Origin of the sequence: Enterobacter sp. ENT03, from assembly GCF_019218745.1 — a bacterium.
Taxonomy (GTDB): Bacteria; Pseudomonadota; Gammaproteobacteria; order Enterobacterales; family Enterobacteriaceae; genus Enterobacter_D.
The window spans coordinates 39,916-57,390 of record NZ_JAHUXA010000009.1 but is presented as its reverse complement, the minus strand read 5'-3'; the positions used below and the strand labels follow the sequence as shown (position 1 = coordinate 57,390).

The window sequence follows — 17,475 nt, the reverse complement described above, 5'->3', positions numbered from 1 at the left end:
AATTGCCATCAAGTAGGTTGTGAAGGTACCAGCAGTCCGCGGCTATCATTTTCTTTTAATAATGTTGCTTGCCTGTAAAGTCATCCGGGTCCTGTTTTTTAATTAAGAATGTTCCTATTAATACCCTGCAGTACTTCCGCGATAGCCCGGTCACTTTTATCCATACCGCCAGTATGGATAAAAGGGGTCAAATTTGCGGTTTAGTGGCAACGTCCTGGTTTTGTAGCAAAATAAGAAACCGTCGTCGTGACCGGTTTCTTTTAAATTTAACGCTTTCTTATTTAACGCAGATTATCGGGGAAATTTTCCGGCAGTTCGCTCGCTGCGCAGGCAATCACGCTGTCGTTATTGGCCCCGCAGTCACGAATAAAGGTGATGGTGGCAAATTCATCAATAACTTCCGTCGGGTAAGCCGGACCGGCATCGCGGTACTGATTCATCAGCGGAATATGGTCATTCTGGAAACAAACCGTGTTTTCGGGGTTATTCATCACCCAGCGCGGGAAGAAAATAGTGCCATGGAAGAGTTTATCCCCCAGATTGACAATTAAGCTCACATCCGTCCCGGTTGGCTCGGTCCAGGAGATTTTATAAATATTCTCACCTACGCGGACAATATAAGCCCGCTGATCTTTAACCCAACGATTTCCTACCAGGCCGCTGTGAATACGGTAGTCGAGGGTTTGTTCATTTTTAACATAAATTTCGTAGTTCCAGCCGTTATCGTAGGTGTACACCAGATGTTTACCGACAAAACCGCTTAAATCATGCTTATCAAAGTTGCTCATATCAGGTCTCCTTTGTTCGATAAAGTTAGTCTAATGATTTAATATTTGGCTGAATAGCGCTAATTTATGATGATTTTAATCTAAAAAGTGAATCATTATGAACAGAACCACCCTTGAACAATGGTCAATCCTGGATTGTGTCGTCACCACCGGTAGCTTTGCCCGCGCCGCCGAAACGCTACACCGCAGCCAGTCTTCTGTTAGCTATAATCTCGCGCAACTCCAGACGCTACTGGGCGTGACGTTGCTGGTTCCGGAAGGGCGACGTACGGTATTAACCCCCACTGGAGCCACGTTGCTGCGCCAGGTACGCCCACTCCTGAAAACATTCAGTTATGTGGAGGCCCAGGCAGCGGCTCTACAGGACGGGATGCGGTCGCAGCTTAATGTACTGGTGGACGTTATCTATCCCCGGGAGCGCCTGTTCTCTGCCCTGCAACAATTCCAACAACGCTGGCCGCATATTCGGGTGAGGCTTACGGAAGTCACGGAGAGCATGTTCCCCATCATGCCGGCGGTGGACGATGCTGATGTGATGATCGTGACCGACCGGCAAAATATTACTGGCCGGGGAGAGTGGCTGATGAATGTGGATTTTATTGCCGTGGCCCATCGCGATCATCCGCTGTTGTCGGTATCAGGCACCCTGACCGAAGCACTGCTTGGCAATTGGCCTCGGATACAAATAACAGATGGCGGTAAAAGTGCCGCAGGGGATAGCCAGAACTGGGATTTCTCTACGCTGGATGCGGCGGCAGGCGCAGTCATGGCTGGCCTGGGGTATGGCTGGCTGCCGCAGGCCTATATTCACCAACAACTGGCGGCAGGCATACTGCAACCATTGCCCCTCAGCCACGGCACCCACCGGGTCACGCCTTTACACATCATCCTGCGTCAGGACGTTCCGCCGGATGAGCCGGTCAGTTTCCTGGTATCAGCTTTGAAAATGGCGCTGGACACCACACCCCCCGATGCGGCGCCCCAGTAAGCACCTGATTACAGGGTTTACCACTTGCGACCAAACGTCCTGATAGTTATTAAACTGGTGTTCAAATCCGCTGTCGGAGAGCTTTTATCAACAGGAAGAGAGATCAGAACGATCGCCCCGGGTTGTCGGATGAGAGATGACAATAAATTCGACGGGTTGATGGCTGTCGTTCCCAGCTTGATGTTTTGCCCCCGGCGGGATTTCAATTCCCTGCCGGGACTTGATTTCATGTTTATCACCTTCCATTTCCATCGTCAGGGTACCCTCAAGGACATAAAAAAACTGTCTGGAAAAAGAGTGAAAGTGTCGCTTTTCGTGCGTACCTGGAGGCATTTTTTCGTGAATAATGAGCATATCCTGCCGGTTTACCAGATACCAACCGTCGCAATCATCACCCCAGGTATAATGCTCAGCATTGTCTTTTGAAATCACCGTTTTTTCTCCTGTGTGTCATTTTCTTGCTGGTATTCATTCAGAGACAGGCAGACTAACGCGACAAGGTAGAGAGCACTACCACCCTATTCAGAATTCTTCTCATTCATAGCGGACTTTTGACTGAATAAGAATGTCCGCTTTGTGCCAGAAGCGGACGTTGTATGCGCTATGGCATAATGGATGCCATCAACTCGTATAAAAAAAGCCGCCCGCTGGCGGCTTATACACGGATGATGCATTTAGAGGTATTCAATAATATTAAACCCTTCCTCAACCGTCGGTTCTGAGAAATAACGCGTTATGCTATCGAACTGTTGATCTGTAGCTGAAAAGTCGTGCGTACCTTCTGCGTTACGGGCGTGCAACCGGGTTTTACAGACTTCATCAGACACTTTCAAATAATGCAGACGATTATCAGCACCTGACTCCTTAATGATACTCATCATCCACTCACGCTGAGTGCGTGTGTTTGCCGGGAAGTCCAGGACAACGGATAAACCCGCTTGTAGTAGCGCCACCAAATGGGGCTGCATAGCGCTTCTGAGTTTTGAGGAGCAGTGCACATAATCAGATACAGATTGCATTTCATTGGCAAAGAGGGCAGCTAGCCAATAATCCTCACTGACAATTACGGAGCCGGGTGAAGATCCTAATTTTGCTGACAGTGTGGATTTTCCTGATGCAATTTTTCCACATAAAAGGTGCAAAGTAGGTTTTTCTGACGTTGTTACTGTAGCGGTGTCCATTATTTACCTCACTGGATTGTTACCGGTAAGGCCCGCCTTACCGGCGGGAAAATGGCGAACGTTATCCCACCTGATTCCGACAGGTGATAATAATGATTGAATGGAAGTCTATAGCGTGTGTTTTCATCTTCATTTAAGTTAACAGTGTCTGAATGCAAAATCAGTACTTTTTCATTTATATAGTGAATGGCCCCTCCTCGCGCAACGCAGACCTCTGACGCCCCGATCTTAGGGTTTTTACCCCGCGTGTTAGCTCCTGGCACTTTCATGAACAAGAGCGATCGAGCCATACGTTTGTTTTGATACAGAGAGCTTCTCACCGCTAACATAACTGCTTCCCCCCACATTCGGTGCGCGACGCGCTTTTATGCTAGCGTTATAACCTCATGCATCCTGCTGAGGAGAACCGTTATGCTGCAAGCCCTCAATCACATCACCCTCGCAGTGAGTGATGTATCCAGAAGCTTTGATTTTTATGTGAATACGCTTGGTTTTACTCCTGCGGCGAAATGGGCGCGTGGCGCTTACCTGACGCTGGGGGATCTGTGGCTGTGTCTCTCGGCTGATACGGTTGGCGGTCATGAGGATTACACGCACTACGCGTTCAGCATCAGAAGCGAAGATTTCGAAGGGTTTGTCGAAAAGCTGCAACGGGCGGGCGTCACGGAATGGAAAACCAATAAGAGCGAAGGGCGATCTTTCTATTTTTTAGATCCCGATGGACACAAGCTGGAAATTCATGAGGGTGATTTAGCCAGCCGCCTGAGCGCGTGCAGAGAACATCCCTACGACCAGATGGAATTTTTCTAATATCAGGTCCGGGCTAATAACACGAGCAGGCGCGTTTTACCGCAGATACGCTGCCTGCCAACTATTCCCGCTTTGCCCCAGATGCCGACACACGATGCAACGCCTGATCGCTGGCTAATGTCATGCCGGTTCCACTGTTATCTGTGAAGGTAGATGTCAGGTCGTGTAATTGTCCACGCGTAATTCTCCCGGTTAACGGGTTCATAGCCAAACTTTTCATAAAGCCAGGGCGCCGTTGTGGTGAACAACATAATTCTGCGTAGCGTTGCGAAAACCGGGTGATCGTGAATACATGCCATAAGCCACTTTCCCAGACCGTCGCCCTGGTATTGCTCAAGTACATAGACATCGCAAAGATAAGCGAAAGTGGCATAGTCTGTTATTAGACGCGCAAAGCCTATCTGAGAATCATTATGATAAATGCCGAAGTTAAGGCTGTTCTCAGTGGAGGCAATAACGGTTTCCAGATCAATTCCTTTTGCCCATGTAGATCTCGTTAAATACTGATGTACCGCATGCACATCCAGTTTTTCGTTGTCTGTGCTTATCAGGAAATCCTTCATATGCCATTCACGTATCGCTGTAACGCTCATTCTCATCCCCTTATTTCAGCATTCTACTGTTAGCACCAGGACAGAACGTCCGCTATTTGCGCTTATTCAGCCACCCAGACGCATCCCAAAAATAGTCAACCCGTCTTCGTGCCGGTAGTACGCGCTGCCGCCGTGTAAGGCGGCAATAGCGCTTACCAGCGACAGCCCAAGGCCGCTGCCGGCGGTGTGACGCACGTTATCGCCGCGCCAGAACCGTTCGAATAATTTCTCCGGTTCGGCCAGCGGAGCACCGGCATTTGCCACCTCGATGTCGGTAGCCTCGCTACGATGAAGGGTGCTGACCGCTATCGTGCCCTTACCAGGCGCATAACGAATGGCGTTGATCAGCAGGTTCGTCATCGCCCGCTGGAACAGCATTTTATCGGCGGTGAGGCTGCCGTCAGCGTGGAGTGTGATCACCATTTCCCGCTCTTCCGCCAGCGGCTCCAGAAAATCGATAATGGTTTCCAGCGCGTCATGCAGCAAGAACGTTTCTTTATTGAGTTTAATATTGTGGTGGGTGGCGCGCGCCAGAAAAAGAATGTTTTCCGTCAGCCGCGACAGGCCCTCCAGCTCTTCAATATTGCCTTCCAGCAGCGCCTCATATTCCTTCGTGGAACGCGCATGGCCCAGCGCCACCTGGTTCTGGCCTAACAACACGTTGATGGGCGTGCGTATCTCATGGGCCAGATCGTCGGCAAACTGGGTCAGACGGATAAAGTCCGTCGACAGGCGCTGGCGCATGGCATTCAGCGCCTCGCCAAGGGGCAACAGCTCTTTCGGGATCGCCTGAAGCGGCACGGTATGGGTCAGCCGGTCGCTGCCGGTTTCCGCCATGATCTGACTTAAGCGGCCAATGGCGCGCAGCCCGCGGCGGATCAATAACGGACTGACGGCGGCGCACAGCAAGATCGCCGCCAGCGACACCAGAATACTTTGCCGGCGATACTGCTCCAGCATCAGCGCCCGCTCCCGCGCGACCCGCGCCAGCGTAATGGTCACCGGTCCTTCCTGCGAACGGGCCTGCAGGCTGAGCGCCGAGGCTTCGGTCTGATCCGCATTGACCCAGCGGTGCAACTGCTGCTCGCCAGGCGGGGTACTGACCGGCGTAGGGGACATCGCCGGCAGCGTCACGCCGGTATGATTAATGCTGACGTTCTGCGCATGCGGCGAGCGGATGCTGAGAATATCCTGACGAATATCCACCATACGGTTGAAATAGAGCGGCAAAGAATCGGGATGCGCGCCGTCTTCCAGCAACTGCCGTAACTGGGCGGCGCGGTTGATCAGCGTCTGATCGTCGCGCCACACCAGCTCGCTGCGCAACGCGTTATACAGGATCAGGCTGATGCCACCGCAGGCCAGCGCCATAATCAGCGTGAAGATCGCGGTCAGCCGCAGGGTGAGGGAAGGGCTAAACACGGCCAGGCTCCTGATCGGACAAACAATACCCCATGCCTCTTACCGTGGTGATGAGTTTGTGCGGGAAGGGATCGTCCACTTTACGGCGCAGGCGGCGAATGGCGACATCCACGATGTTGGTTTCGCTGTCAAAATTCACCCCCCAGATTTCACTGGCGAGCAGCGTACGGGGCAAGATCTCCCCGTGACGGCTGGCGAGCAGCCACAGTAGCATGAACTCTTTGCGCGTCAGCGTCACCGGTATGCCATCCCGCGTCACCTGAAAGCGCGCCGAGTCCATCACCAGATCCGCCACACGCAGCGTGGTGCTGTGCGGCTGATGCTGGCGCAGCTGATTTTTGACCCGCGCCAGCAATTCAGCAAAGGAGAAGGGTTTGACGAGATAATCGTTCGCGCCCAGCTCCAGACCTTTAACGCGATCCTCCACCGAATCTCTCGCGGTCAGGCAGATCACCGGCGTGCTGCTGGCGGTGCGCAGGGTTTTCAGTACCTGCCAGCCATCCATGCCCGGCAGCATAATGTCGAGGATGACGAGGCTGTAAGGATGCGCCAGCGCCAGATGCAGGCCATCGCGCCCGTCTGCCGCGTGATCCACGATAAAGCCCGCTTCCTCAAGCCCTTTGCGCACCCAGGCGCTGGCTTTCTGGTTATCTTCAATGAGTAACAGTTTCATGGGGTAAGTTTGCCACGAAATTTTGGGTCGCCCCAGCGTTTCAGGGCCAGATGACAATATGGTCATCTTTCTGACAGGCAATCGGCGCAACCACGGGGGTATAACAGCACGGTGATTAACAAGGAGATCAACCATGAAAAATTCTATCGCTGCTTTATCCCTCGCTATGCTGCTGGCTGCGCCTGGCGTGACCTTTGCCGCCAGTAAGAACCCGATCAGCGTGCACGTGCTGAACCAGCAGACCGGTATGCCCGCCCCGCATGTGGCGGTGACGCTGGAGCAGAAACAGGGTGAGAACTGGAAAGTTTTGAACACCGCCAGCACCGACGACGATGGGCGTGTGGCCGCACTGTGGCCGGGCAAACCGTTCGAAGCGGGCGACTATCGCGTGACCTTTAAAACCGGCAAATACTTCGCGGATCAGAAACAGGACAGCTTCTTCCCGGAAATCCCGGTGGAATTCCATATCACGAACACGAACACCACCTATCACGTTCCGCTGTTGCTGAGCCAGTACGGTTACTCCACCTACCGCGGGAGCTGAGCCTGAATGAAACGTTTTATGCTTGCCCTGGCGCTGGCGACGGGGCCGGTCATGGCCTTTGCCGCCGGGCCTGCCACGGTTTACGACATGACGCAGGCGCTGAGTAATAAACTGGCAACCGAGGCGCTGGCGGTCTGTCACGGTATGGATCGCCAGGGCGTCGTGGCCGTGGTGGATCGCGGCGGCAATCTGGTGACGCTGATGCGGGATGACAACGTCGGGCCGCATAATACCCAGGCGGCGTGGCGTAAGGCGTTCACCGCGCTGTCCACCAAAACGCCGACCAAAGCGTTTGCCAGAAAAGCGCAGTCATCACCGGATACGGTGAACCTGAATACCGTGCATGAGCTGTTGCTACTCGGCGGCGGTGTGCCGGTGAAATACCACGGCCAGGTGATCGGAGCCATTGGCCTTGCGGGCACCGGCGGCGGCGACTCGGACGATCGTTGTGGTGCCGACGCCATTCACAATGTGCTGGGCGAAAGCGCCTCGCAAAAGTAAGGGTAAAAGGGCGGGGAAATCATTTCCTCGCCCTTTGCATTACGCTATGGTCTGGTCGATCACACCTCAGATCGGCTCTGACGGCACATCAGTGTTGTCTATTATCCACCAGAACCCCAGCGCCAGCAGGCTGACCGCCGCACCCAGCAGGCACACGCCCGCCCAGCCTGCGGCAGCCCAGGTGAGGGTGGTGCTGATCGCCCCCAGCCCGCTGCCGACGGCGTAAAACAGCATATAAAGTCCCACCAGACGGCTGTGCGCTTCCGGTCGCAGCCGGAAAATCAGGCTCTGGCTGGTGACGTGCAGCGCCTGGCCGCCCAGATCCAGCAGGACGATGCCGATCACCAGCGCCAGCAGCGAACTTTCCATCATCGACAACGGCCACCAGGCAAGCACCAGCAGCAGCAGTGCCATCGCGCTGGTGCGCCGGGCGTGGCCCTGATCCGCCCATTTCCCGGCACGGGAGGCCGCCAGCGCGCCGACCACGCCCACCAGCCCGAACGCGCCGATCGCGGTGTGCGAAAAGCTGAACGGCGGCGCACTCAGCGGCAGCACCAGCGCGCTCCAGAAAATGTTAAACGCGGCAAACATCAGCAGCGCCAGCGTCCCCCTTACGCGCAGCACCTTTTCTTCGCGCAACAGCGTCAGCATTGAGGCCAGCAGAGGCAGATAACCTAAGCCATGCGAAGCCGGTAACAGCACGGGCAGCCGTCGCCACAGGGGAAGGGCGATCAGCAGCATCAGCAGCGCGGCACTGAAATAGACGCCGCGCCAGCCTGCCAGATCGCTCACCGCCCCGGAAAACACCCGCGCCAGCAACAGCCCGATAAAGACGCCGCCCTGCGCGGCCCCCACCACACGGCCCTGCTCACCAGGCGCGGCGGCGCTGGCCGCATAGGCGATCAGTCCCTGCGTCATTGCTGTGCCGAGCATCCCGACGGCCAGCATCCCTGCCAGCAGCACCGGGGCAGAACGCGCCAGGCCGACCACCATCAACGCGATGAGCAGCGCCAGCAGCTGGATCGCCATCAGACGGCGGCGCTCCAGCAAATCCCCCAGCGGCACCAGAAACAGTAGCGCCAGCGCGCAGCCGATCTGCGTGGCGGTGATCACGCCGCCCACCGCCGCGTGGCTGATACTGAAATCCCGCGCCAGCGCATCAAGCAACGGCTGGGCGTAATAGACGTTCGCCACGCTCAGGCCGCAGGCGATGGCGAAAAGCCATATCAGGCTGCGTGACAGGGGCACCGCTGAAGAAGTGACAGTACAGGCGTTTTCGCTCACAGGAGTTGTCCATTCTGGTTTCAAAACAAAACTTATTGAAGGCTAAGTGAAGTGGTTTTAAAATGCAACCAATACAAGTTCATCCTTTTCAGGAGATGTCATGAAATCCAGTACTGCGCTGAGCAGCGCCCCGTGTCCGGTGGCGCGTACCGTTGATCTGATTGGCGATCGCTGGTCGCTGCTGATCGTGCGCGACGCCTTTGACGGCATGCGCCGGTTCAGCGATTTCCAGCGCAGCCTCGGCGTGGCGAGAAACATTCTTACCGACCGGCTTTACAGGCTGGTGGAGGCGGGCATTCTGGCGCGCGAGGACGCCCCGGACGGATCGGCTTACCAGCACTATGTGCTGACACCGCAGGGACAAAGCCTGTTTCCGGTGGTGGTGGCGCTGCGCCAGTGGGGGGAGCAGCATCTGTTTGCGGCGGGTGAGCCGCACTCACAGCTTATCGACAGGCGAACAGGAAAACCGTTGCTGCCGCTCAGGGTGCAGGGGAAGGACGGCACGGCGGTCTTACCGGAGGATACCGAAGTGCGGAAAGTGACCTGACGTGACGACCCGACTTTCGTCGCGACGCCCGGAGAATTCCACCCCAGCCAGTATCCCCCCTGTTCTGGTAGGTAGCCGCTGAAAACCGACTTAAGTGGGTGTTGACCATAAAGAAAATTTTATCGGGGTCGATAAAGATCAGGTTTTCACTTTTAAAATAAGGACAGGGCAATGGCAGAAAAACTGAGTGAAGGGAAAATCATGCAAGCCCTTAATTGGGCTTATGATAAAGCGTTAGACGGCAGTATTCCGGGAACCGACTCGGCATATGAAATGGCTGAGAATTACCTGAAGGGAGAGGGGGATTTAGCCGAGAAGGTCAATTCTCTTATCAGATGGCAAAACACCAAATCTGTCACTACGGGTTTTGTATCCGGCCTTGGCGGCATTATTACTATGCCCGTCGCCATCCCGGCCAGCATTGCGACCGTTATTTATGTTCAAATCCGTATGATAACGGCCATCGCTATCATGGGTGGATATGACGTTAAGGACGACCGCGTAAAAGCGCTGGTTTATACCTGCCTTGCGGGTAACGCTGCCAAAGATATTCTTAAGGGTACCGGGATCGTTATTGGCACGAAAATGTCCACGCAGCTGATTAAGAGCATTTCAAAAGAAACGATTTTCGCCATTAACAAAATGGTTGGCTTCAGATTGCTGACCAAGTTTGGTCAAAAAGGCGCCATTAATTTAGGCAAAATGATCCCGCTGGTCGGCGGCGTTATTGGCGGCACATTCGATGGTATTTCAACTAACGTTGTCGGTAACGTTGCGCGCAAAACTTTTGTCGAAGGAAGTGCAATTACCGAAATGTAATCTTTACCGGTTACTGATATTGACTGCTGTGCATGAATAACGGCCTGCGATGCAGGCCGTTCTTGTTATTACGCTGTGGTGCGCGTCGGTCTGACGACAATTTCATTCACATCCACATCATCCGGCTGCTCAATGGCGTAACGCACCGCGCGGCCAATGGCGTCCGGTTGCAGGGCAATCGCCCGGTAGCTTTTCATGGCTTCGGCGGCTGTCGGATCCGTGATGGTGCCCGCCAGTTCACTTTCCACGACGCCCGGATGGATACAGGTCACCCGCAGCTGACTGTTTTCCTGGCGTAAACCGTCGGAAATCGCCCGCACCGCAAACTTGGTGGCACAGTAGACCGCCGCCGTCGGCGACACCGCCAGCGCCCCAATGGAGGCGATGTTAATGACATGCCCCGACTCGCGCGCCAGCATCGACGGCAGCACCGCCGCGATGCCATACAGCACGCCCTTAATGTTCACATCCACCATCTGATCCCACTCCTCCACCTTCAGCGAGGCCATCGGCGACAGCGGCATAATACCGGCGTTATTAACGATCACGTCAATGCGGCCCCATTTTTCCAGCGCGAAGGCGGCGAACGCCTCCACGGAGCGGCGGTCAGTGACGTCCAGCGCTTTCACGTCCACTTCTGCGCCGTTAAAACGCAGCTCGTCCGCCAGCGCGGCGAGGCGATCTTCGCGACGAGCGCCCAACAGTAACACCGCGTCAGTTTTTGCCAGTTCGCGGGCGATGCCTGCGCCAATGCCGCTGGATGCGCCGGTAATTAAGATCACTTTATTCGTCATGGGTCTTCTCCTGTTCGGTTAACGCTGGTGATCTTACGCCCGGCAGACTATAAAGATAATCCGCTCATTACTTAACAGACTGGTAACGGTGGCTAACCAATGACAGTGGATAAAAACGCGCTTGAGGTGTTTGTGATCGTGGCGCAGACGCGCAATTTTCGTCTTGCCGCCGAACGGCTGGGGGTGACGCGCCCGGCCATCAGCCAGACGCTGCGACGGCTCGAGGATCGTCTGAACGTGTCATTAATGCAGCGCACCACGCGCAGTATTAACCTCACCGAAGCGGGCCAACGGCTTTATGCGGAGGTCGCGCCCGCCATCGAACAGCTTAACGGCGCGGTGAGCGATATTGCCGATCAACTGGCGGCACCCCGCGGCCAGCTACGGCTGGCGGTGTCGTCAATTGCCGAACGTGTGATCGGCGGCACCATGCTGGCGTCGTTTATCGCGGCCTATCCGCATGTCGAACTGGACATCACCATCACCGACGAGGCGTACGACATTGTGGGGCAGGGGTTTGATGCGGGCGTGCAACTGGGGGAGGTGATCGCCCAGGATATGATCGCGGTGCCGGTGTCTGCCATGCAGCGGCAGATTGCCGTCGCCTCGCCTGATTATCTTGCGCAGTACGGCACGCCGCAGCACCCGAAGGATCTGCTGGATCATCGCTGTATCGGCTGGCGAAAATCCCCCGGCGTGTCGCCCTATCGCTGGGAGTTTGCCTGGCAGGGCCGCGAATTTGATGTGGACGTTAATCCGCAGCTGACCACCAATGATATGGGGGTGATGATCCGTACCGTCTGCGCCGGGGGCGGCATCAGCTTTGGCATGGAAGAGACGTACGCGCCTTACCTCGCGCGCGGTGAGCTGGTGACGGTGCTGGATGAATTTCTGCCGACCTTTCCGGGCTTTTACCTTTATTTCTCCGGCAGAAAGCATATGCCGCCAAAGCTGCGGGCGTTTATTGAGCATGTGCGGATGTGAGGGCAGGTGCTGCGCGGGGTGGGCGTGGCACCTGGGTTAACGTCGGAAGGGTGAGTGCTTTGTGCCAGAAGCGGACATTTTTCAAATAAACGTATTAAATAAGTGATTCCTTTTTTAGATTTCATTTAAGGACTCATTATTAGTCGATTTTCTTCGATGCTATGAAAAAACGAAAGTGTTAAAGGGATAATGTAAGGATACCTAAGAAGTAAGATTAAAATGAGCGAAATACTAATAGTTAACATTTTATGACTCACTTATTCGTTATAGTATTATCACTATCTTTAAGAGTTTCATAAATAAGGAGACTATAAGTCTAATGATTGGATCAACTCTTCAGAATGCCTTTCACATAGCGTCATTGGCTGCGCGTGGTGAAATAGCACTATTCCGTGCATTCATCCGGGCTTTCAATTCACTTGGTTCAAATGCACTGGCGCAAGAATATCACGGTAATCGTTACCAAGTGAAATTCAGTGCTAATCGCGGTTCAGGCCGACCAGTTCCACGCTGTGAATTATGTGACGTAATGATTATCCATTACCCAGCGGGAAACCCTAGAGCAGCGCGCGTTACTTTCAATCAAGCAAAGGTATCTTCTAACCCATTACAATGTGCTCCACAGGTGTTTGCACCATACAAATTTCGTGCAAATTTAGAGCAGTGGGACTTGCTATCAAGTCGACCTTCAATAAGTGCTACTACAGCAAAAATTAACCTCCCCGCCGATCTACTTTCTAACGCCCTACTACCATCAGTGGGTACATTTGGAGTTTTTTATCCTAAAGGCCAAGGGTTCGATTTTGCTTACTTTGTTGCGAACGGACTTAATCCCTTGAATAATAACTATAAGCCATCGGGGACACTACAGTGGAAAACTCAAATAGGACAAGTTCGCAAAATTGGCCATTATGATGAAATAACTGCAACTTGCTGTACGTATACCTTTGGACAGTCACTTGAATTGGGCTTGATAGGGACACCTCTTCAGCAGGTTTTATATGGTTCAAATGGATCCACTGAAATGCGAATTTGGTTGGGAAGGATACTATCGTCACTCCAGAAAATGCACCCTGACTCTGAGCTACCAAATGAGTTGGTCGAAGGGTTTGAATTGACACGTGAAGAACCCTCCAGGAAAGTTGAGCTATCAACTCCACGTGCTGTAGTGTTGGTCCGAACTGAACATCCATTGCTTTCATAATCATTTCTAATTGACGGCAGATAAGTACTAATTTCAGCTTCTCACTCCTGGCGAACCTTATGACCTTGCTTTCGGCCCATTTCGTGCCAGAAACTGGCATACGCCATATATATCTGGCAGAAAAATGTCTGATTTGAGTTCCTGTCAGCTTACTTCGCCAGAGATAAAACCGGCATGACGCTTCAGGAAAAGCTTACGGACCTATGCCGCCAGGCAAAAGTCCGTAAGAAACAGGGTGCTGTATTTCACTCTGCTAATGAATAAAGCGCTCAGAAAGCTTATCGCCAAAAAGCATCACGGCGAGTCCGGTCAACATAACCAGCATTCCACCCAGCCTGACCAGCGAAACCGGCCGTCTTATCGCGCCCAGCAGGCCGAAATGGTCGATCAGTTGTGACGAGAGTAACTGCCCGACAATCGCCAGTCCGAGCAGGGCTGAAAACCCGATTTTCGGTGCCAGCACCACATAGCTGAACAACGCCCCGGCTCCAATCAGTCCGCCCGCCAGGCTCCACAGTGGCTGGGAAGGAATGGCCGCGAGCGAGGTGAATACTCCCCCGCGCAGCAGCACGTAAATCCCCAAGGTGAACGCCCCCGCAGTAAAGGAAAACAAAGCGGCGGTGACCGAATCGCCGCCGAGTCCTCGCGCAAGCTGACTGTTCAGTGTGGTCTGCAGGGTGATCCCAAGACCCGCGGTAAACGCGATGAGTTAATAGAGCATGTTCATGCGTTGCCTGCCTTTCAGTCTGCCTGCACCAGGGGGAGGAAAGTTTCTGCAAACATGTCGGGTTTATACCCGGCGGCGGCAAACAGATGCTCGCGAGATTCATCAATCGCTGCGTGAAGACGCGCGCGGTCAATGCCCACCAACGTGCCGCTCTGTTTGACAATGCGCCCGCCAATCATGACGGTATCAATGTTACTGCGTTCTGTCGCATGGACCACGGTGCCAAAGGCATTCCCGTTCGGGAAGAGGTTGATGTCACCGGTATTAATCAGGATCAGATCGGCCTGTTTGCCGGGCGTCAGGCTGCCGACTTTATCCTGCAGTCCAGCACAGTAAGCGCCATCGACGGTCGCTGCCTTGAGAAGCTGCGCTGCCGGGAGCGTTGTCAGCGAATGCTCTGTGCCGCAGCAGTGCTGTCGCTTATGCATGCCCATGACTCGCTGCAGATAAAATGCCACACGCATTTCCATAAACATGTCGGTACTGTATGACGTTTCGTTGTCAACGCTCAGACCCGGCGTGATGCCATGACGAAGGGCCGCTTCAATGGCGAACATGCCGTCCTCGATACCATAGTGCGCATCGGAGCGTGGGCAAACGTTCACCCGGACACCGGCTTCGCGCAGGATTTTCCATCCTTCGTCTGGCAGCGCTGTGCAGTGATTAAAAATATTGTCCGGACCAAGAAGACCTTGCTTATGCAACGGTTCCAGCTCAGCGCCCATCTCAGCGCCAAAGAATTCAGTCACGATGGGTAGTCCCAGCCTGCGGGCCTCGGCCCATAATTCCGGCTCCAGCTGGGCCATCACCCCAAGAGACACAAGGCCCTCAGGATTATCTTTGAAGTACTTATCCTGCAGACGCTGCCAGTTACCGGGCCAGTGTGCTCTGTCCCAGTCGCCTGACACTGGCGCACCGGAGGCGTGGATGGCGCGAATGCCTGCGTCAAGCAACGCCTCTACGGCTGCATTCGAATGTGCAGCGGTGCGGCTGTTGTGCGAGTTATCGATGATTGTTGTGATACCTGCGTCAATAGCGCCAAGTGCAGTCAGCAGGTTACCGATATAAATATCTGCAGGGCGGTAGTATTTGGCGAACGAGAAGTGCGTGGCGTTGCTGTAGTCGTCCAGACAGGTAGCATTCGGGTTGATGCGGCGCAGCTGCCCTTCCCAGGCGTGTCGATGAGAATCCACCATTCCAGGCATGGCAATCATGTTCGTGGCATCGATGACATGCGCGTCCTGGGCGTCAAGGTTCAGACCTACGGCGGTGATGGTTGAGCCGGTGATAAGAATATCACCGCGTTCAAGATTGCCGACGTTTTCATCCATGCTCAAAATGGTCGCGCCACGGATCAGCGTCACCGGTGGGGTCGGGGTCTGGTTATTAACAAGCGTTCTGCTGTAGTCGTTCATGTATATGTTCTCTTTCCGGTTCAACAGGAAAACGATACGTCAGCCAATTAATATGAAAAAGGCGCTTAACGCGTTTTTATAATTCAATATTTACGAATAATGTTATCAAATGCAGACAGACCAAAGATGCACGGGAGCAGGTAAATGGATCGTATCCAGGCAATGCAGATCTTTATGCGGGTGGCTGAAGCCGGAAGCTTTGTGCGGGCAGCGGAAACATTGGCACTGCCTTCCTCCACAGTGACCAGCGCGATTAAGGGGCTTGAGAAATACCTGCAGGTACGCCTGCTTAATCGTACAAGGCGGAGGGTAAGTCTGACCCCTGAGGGGCTTCAGTATCTTGCACAATGCCGGGAAATAATGTCGTTAATCGAACATACAGAATCCACGCTGATGGATGCCGCCAACGGCCCGCAGGGGCGGTTGCGTGTCGATATGCCAGGCGGCATCGCCAGTTTCATTGTCATGCCCAGGCTTAAAGATTTTTACCGCCGTTATCCGAATATCTACCTGATGATGGGAGTGAGCGATCGGCAGGTGGATCTTATTCAGGAGGGGATCGACTGTGTGATAAGAACAGGGGAGTTAAGCAACTCCACGCTTGTTGCCCGCCCATTGGGGCGATTACGTTGGGTGACATGCGCCTCTCCGGATTATCTCAGGGAATACGGTATTCCGCAGTCGCCTGAAGACTTATCTCACCACCGGGCCATCCACTATTTTTCCGGTCAGACCCGGCGTAATGACGAGCTGCGTTTCCTGCAGGGTTCGCAGACGCTTTCCGTATCGGTCAGCGGCCAGGGAGCCGTTAACGAAACGGGACTCTATATTAAAATGTGTCTTGAGGGATTCGGGCTGGCCCAGCTGGCCGAGAGTATTGTTGCTGAGCATCTACAGCAGGGGAGGCTGGTGGAAGTGATGGCCGACTGGCAACCGCCTTCCGTTCCCGTCACCTTGCTTTATCCTCATCAGCGCTTTGTGTCTCCAGCTGTGCGCACTTTTGCTGACTGGGTAGCAGAGCTTTTCAGCACGTAATGGCCTGCACCCTTAAAAAACGAATCATTATCCGAGTATAAACAAAATCTCCAGCCGTAGACTTTACCCGGCAATAGTGGTCCCATGGAGGCCATCAGATAACCTACGCACCACGACATGCCTGACGGTGCTGCGTCGTTAATTTCCGCGGCGTTGCCTCAGCTGCAAGTTATTTCATCGTTAATCAGGAGCAGCAATGAATCGTTATTTTCAGGAAGTACGGGATGCCCACGCGTTGATCCGTGACTGTCTGGGAGATGCCCACACGCCGGATGCAGTATGCGACGCGTTATTAGCGCGCTTTAGCCCGGCGTTCACGATGGTCACGCCGCGCGGGATCATCATGGATTTTAGCGCCGTAGATAGCTTGTTCCGCAGCCAGCGCGGTGTGCGGGCGGGGCTGACGATTGCCATTGAAGAGTTGCACATCGTGACGGAAAACGAAGCCGGTGCCACCGTGACTTATAAAGAGCGGCAGACAATTCCAGGTCAGGGCGAGACGCTGCGTTTTGCCACCGCGGTGTTTGAAATCGCCGCGGATGGCCGGGTGATCTGGCGACATCTGCACGAAACCTGGCTCTGACGATCGCACTGCCAACACTTACTGCTCCGGCGTTTTCTCACCCAGAAGGCGCGCGCGGCATACGGCGAGGATTTCATCTGCCAGCGGGGAATCGTCCGGGCAGGCGCGGGACAGTACCATCGCACCGACCAGATGGGCCAGCGTGTCGATAAGATCGGCGCGCCTTTCCCCGTCTGCGTCATGGTCACCGCTCAACTGCGCCAGTTGCTGTTCAAGACCCGCCGCAAAGGTCGCTTTAATCGTCTCAGACTGGCGGGAGGCGTCCGCACCCAGCGCTGACATCACACAGCCCTGGCCCTTGTTATCCCGATGCTGGCGCGAGAGGTAACGGGTAATAAACTGCTCACGGCTCACGCCGGCTGAATGTTCCGCCGAATGCGCAAACCCGCACTGCGTGGCCTCCGCCATCAAATCCGCTTTCGACGCAAAATGTTTATAGAACCCGCCGTGCGTTAAGCCCGCCGCCGCCATCAGTTCCGCCACGCCCACGCCGTCATAGCCCCGTTCACGAAACAGTACCGACGCCGTTTCCACAATACGCCTGCGGTTTTCACGCGCCTGCTCTTTAGACACTTTCATTGTT

The 17,475-nt window shown here is 54.3% G+C and carries 21 protein-coding genes; 10 read left to right on the top strand and 11 right to left on the bottom strand.

What is annotated here, in order from left to right; translation table 11 throughout:
* Window positions 1-281: 281 nt before the first annotated feature.
* Window positions 282-788 (bottom strand): phenolic acid decarboxylase, encoded by a 507-nt coding sequence (locus KW828_RS13025; RefSeq protein ID WP_218336746.1) that lies wholly within the window; start codon window positions 786-788, stop codon window positions 282-284.
* A gap of 97 nt (window positions 789-885) precedes the next feature.
* Here KW828_RS13025 and KW828_RS13020 point away from each other — a divergent pair, with 97 nt between their 5' ends.
* Window positions 886-1,776 carry a LysR family transcriptional regulator gene (locus tag KW828_RS13020; protein ID WP_218336745.1) on the top strand — a complete coding sequence of 297 codons (891 nt, stop codon included), beginning with the start codon at window positions 886-888 and terminating at the stop codon, window positions 1,774-1,776.
* Between the two features lie 87 nt (window positions 1,777-1,863).
* Here KW828_RS13020 and KW828_RS13015 read toward each other — a convergent pair whose 3' ends face one another.
* Window positions 1,864-2,208, bottom strand: a complete 345-nt coding sequence (locus KW828_RS13015; protein WP_218336744.1) for a cupin domain-containing protein — start codon at window positions 2,206-2,208, stop codon at window positions 1,864-1,866.
* 242 nt (window positions 2,209-2,450) lie between these two features.
* On the bottom strand, window positions 2,451-2,957 hold the full coding sequence (locus KW828_RS13010; protein ID WP_218336743.1) for an ATP-binding protein: 507 nt from the start codon (window positions 2,955-2,957) through the stop codon (window positions 2,451-2,453).
* A 411-nt stretch (window positions 2,958-3,368) separates the two neighbouring features.
* Here KW828_RS13010 and fos point away from each other — a divergent pair, with 411 nt between their 5' ends.
* Complete coding sequence (gene fos / locus KW828_RS13005) at window positions 3,369-3,767, top strand: fosfomycin resistance glutathione transferase (RefSeq protein WP_218336742.1); 399 nt, start codon at window positions 3,369-3,371, stop codon at window positions 3,765-3,767.
* A gap of 137 nt (window positions 3,768-3,904) precedes the next feature.
* On the opposite strand, the gene KW828_RS13000 is transcribed toward fos, so the two are convergent.
* From KW828_RS13000 to hprR, 3 genes are all read right to left on the bottom strand, one after another.
* Window positions 3,905-4,360 carry a GNAT family N-acetyltransferase gene (locus tag KW828_RS13000; protein ID WP_218336741.1) on the bottom strand — a complete coding sequence of 152 codons (456 nt, stop codon included), beginning with the start codon at window positions 4,358-4,360 and terminating at the stop codon, window positions 3,905-3,907.
* A gap of 66 nt (window positions 4,361-4,426) precedes the next feature.
* Window positions 4,427-5,782, bottom strand: a complete 1,356-nt coding sequence (locus tag KW828_RS12995; RefSeq protein ID WP_218336740.1) for a heavy metal sensor histidine kinase — start codon at window positions 5,780-5,782, stop codon at window positions 4,427-4,429.
* On the bottom strand, window positions 5,775-6,455 hold the full coding sequence (gene hprR, locus KW828_RS12990) for a response regulator transcription factor HprR (RefSeq protein ID WP_218336739.1): 681 nt from the start codon (window positions 6,453-6,455) through the stop codon (window positions 5,775-5,777). The genes KW828_RS12995 and hprR overlap by 8 nt, the downstream gene beginning before the upstream one ends.
* A 133-nt stretch (window positions 6,456-6,588) precedes the next feature.
* On the opposite strand from hprR, the gene uraH reads away from it, so the two are divergent.
* Both uraH and KW828_RS12980 read left to right on the top strand, forming a co-directional pair.
* Entirely contained in the window at window positions 6,589-6,999 is a 411-nt protein-coding gene (gene uraH / locus KW828_RS12985) for a hydroxyisourate hydrolase (RefSeq protein WP_218336738.1), read from the top strand.
* A gap of 6 nt (window positions 7,000-7,005) precedes the next feature.
* Entirely contained in the window at window positions 7,006-7,500 is a 495-nt protein-coding gene (locus KW828_RS12980; protein WP_218336737.1) for a heme-binding protein, read from the top strand.
* A 66-nt stretch (window positions 7,501-7,566) separates the two neighbouring features.
* Here the strand turns inward: KW828_RS12980 and KW828_RS12975 are convergent, their stop codons facing one another.
* Window positions 7,567-8,784, bottom strand: a complete 1,218-nt coding sequence (locus KW828_RS12975; RefSeq protein WP_371316124.1) for an MFS transporter — start codon at window positions 8,782-8,784, stop codon at window positions 7,567-7,569.
* Between the two features lie 100 nt (window positions 8,785-8,884).
* On the opposite strand from KW828_RS12975, the gene KW828_RS12970 reads away from it, so the two are divergent.
* Complete coding sequence (locus KW828_RS12970; protein ID WP_218336736.1) at window positions 8,885-9,331, top strand: helix-turn-helix domain-containing protein; 447 nt, start codon at window positions 8,885-8,887, stop codon at window positions 9,329-9,331.
* A gap of 171 nt (window positions 9,332-9,502) precedes the next feature.
* Window positions 9,503-10,150, top strand: coding sequence for an EcsC family protein (locus KW828_RS12965; RefSeq protein WP_218336735.1), 648 nt, complete (start codon window positions 9,503-9,505; stop codon window positions 10,148-10,150).
* A 68-nt stretch (window positions 10,151-10,218) separates the two neighbouring features.
* Here KW828_RS12965 and KW828_RS12960 read toward each other — a convergent pair whose 3' ends face one another.
* On the bottom strand, window positions 10,219-10,944 hold the full coding sequence (locus KW828_RS12960; RefSeq protein ID WP_218336734.1) for an SDR family oxidoreductase: 726 nt from the start codon (window positions 10,942-10,944) through the stop codon (window positions 10,219-10,221).
* A 99-nt stretch (window positions 10,945-11,043) separates the two neighbouring features.
* On the opposite strand from KW828_RS12960, the gene KW828_RS12955 reads away from it, so the two are divergent.
* Both KW828_RS12955 and KW828_RS12950 read left to right on the top strand, forming a co-directional pair.
* Complete coding sequence (locus KW828_RS12955; RefSeq protein ID WP_218336733.1) at window positions 11,044-11,928, top strand: LysR family transcriptional regulator; 885 nt, start codon at window positions 11,044-11,046, stop codon at window positions 11,926-11,928.
* A 319-nt stretch (window positions 11,929-12,247) separates the two neighbouring features.
* Window positions 12,248-13,132, top strand: coding sequence for a hypothetical protein (locus tag KW828_RS12950; RefSeq protein WP_256350152.1), 885 nt, complete (start codon window positions 12,248-12,250; stop codon window positions 13,130-13,132).
* Window positions 13,133-13,385: 253 nt separating this feature from the next.
* On the opposite strand, the gene KW828_RS12945 is transcribed toward KW828_RS12950, so the two are convergent.
* Both KW828_RS12945 and KW828_RS12940 read right to left on the bottom strand, forming a co-directional pair.
* A complete protein-coding gene (locus KW828_RS12945; protein ID WP_371316125.1) occupies window positions 13,386-13,838 on the bottom strand; it encodes a DMT family transporter in 453 nt (150 codons plus the stop codon).
* A gap of 35 nt (window positions 13,839-13,873) precedes the next feature.
* A complete protein-coding gene (locus KW828_RS12940) occupies window positions 13,874-15,274 on the bottom strand; it encodes an amidohydrolase family protein (RefSeq protein ID WP_218336732.1) in 1,401 nt (466 codons plus the stop codon).
* Between the two features lie 144 nt (window positions 15,275-15,418).
* Between KW828_RS12940 and KW828_RS12935 the strand changes: the two genes are divergently transcribed.
* Window positions 15,419-16,309 (top strand): LysR family transcriptional regulator, encoded by an 891-nt coding sequence (locus tag KW828_RS12935; protein ID WP_218336731.1) that lies wholly within the window; start codon window positions 15,419-15,421, stop codon window positions 16,307-16,309.
* A gap of 196 nt (window positions 16,310-16,505) precedes the next feature.
* On the top strand, window positions 16,506-16,892 hold the full coding sequence (locus KW828_RS12930; protein WP_218336730.1) for a DUF4440 domain-containing protein: 387 nt from the start codon (window positions 16,506-16,508) through the stop codon (window positions 16,890-16,892).
* 18 nt (window positions 16,893-16,910) lie between these two features.
* Here KW828_RS12930 and KW828_RS12925 read toward each other — a convergent pair whose 3' ends face one another.
* Window positions 16,911-17,471, bottom strand: coding sequence for a TetR/AcrR family transcriptional regulator (locus KW828_RS12925; protein ID WP_218336729.1), 561 nt, complete (start codon window positions 17,469-17,471; stop codon window positions 16,911-16,913).
* Window positions 17,472-17,475 lie beyond the last annotated feature (4 nt).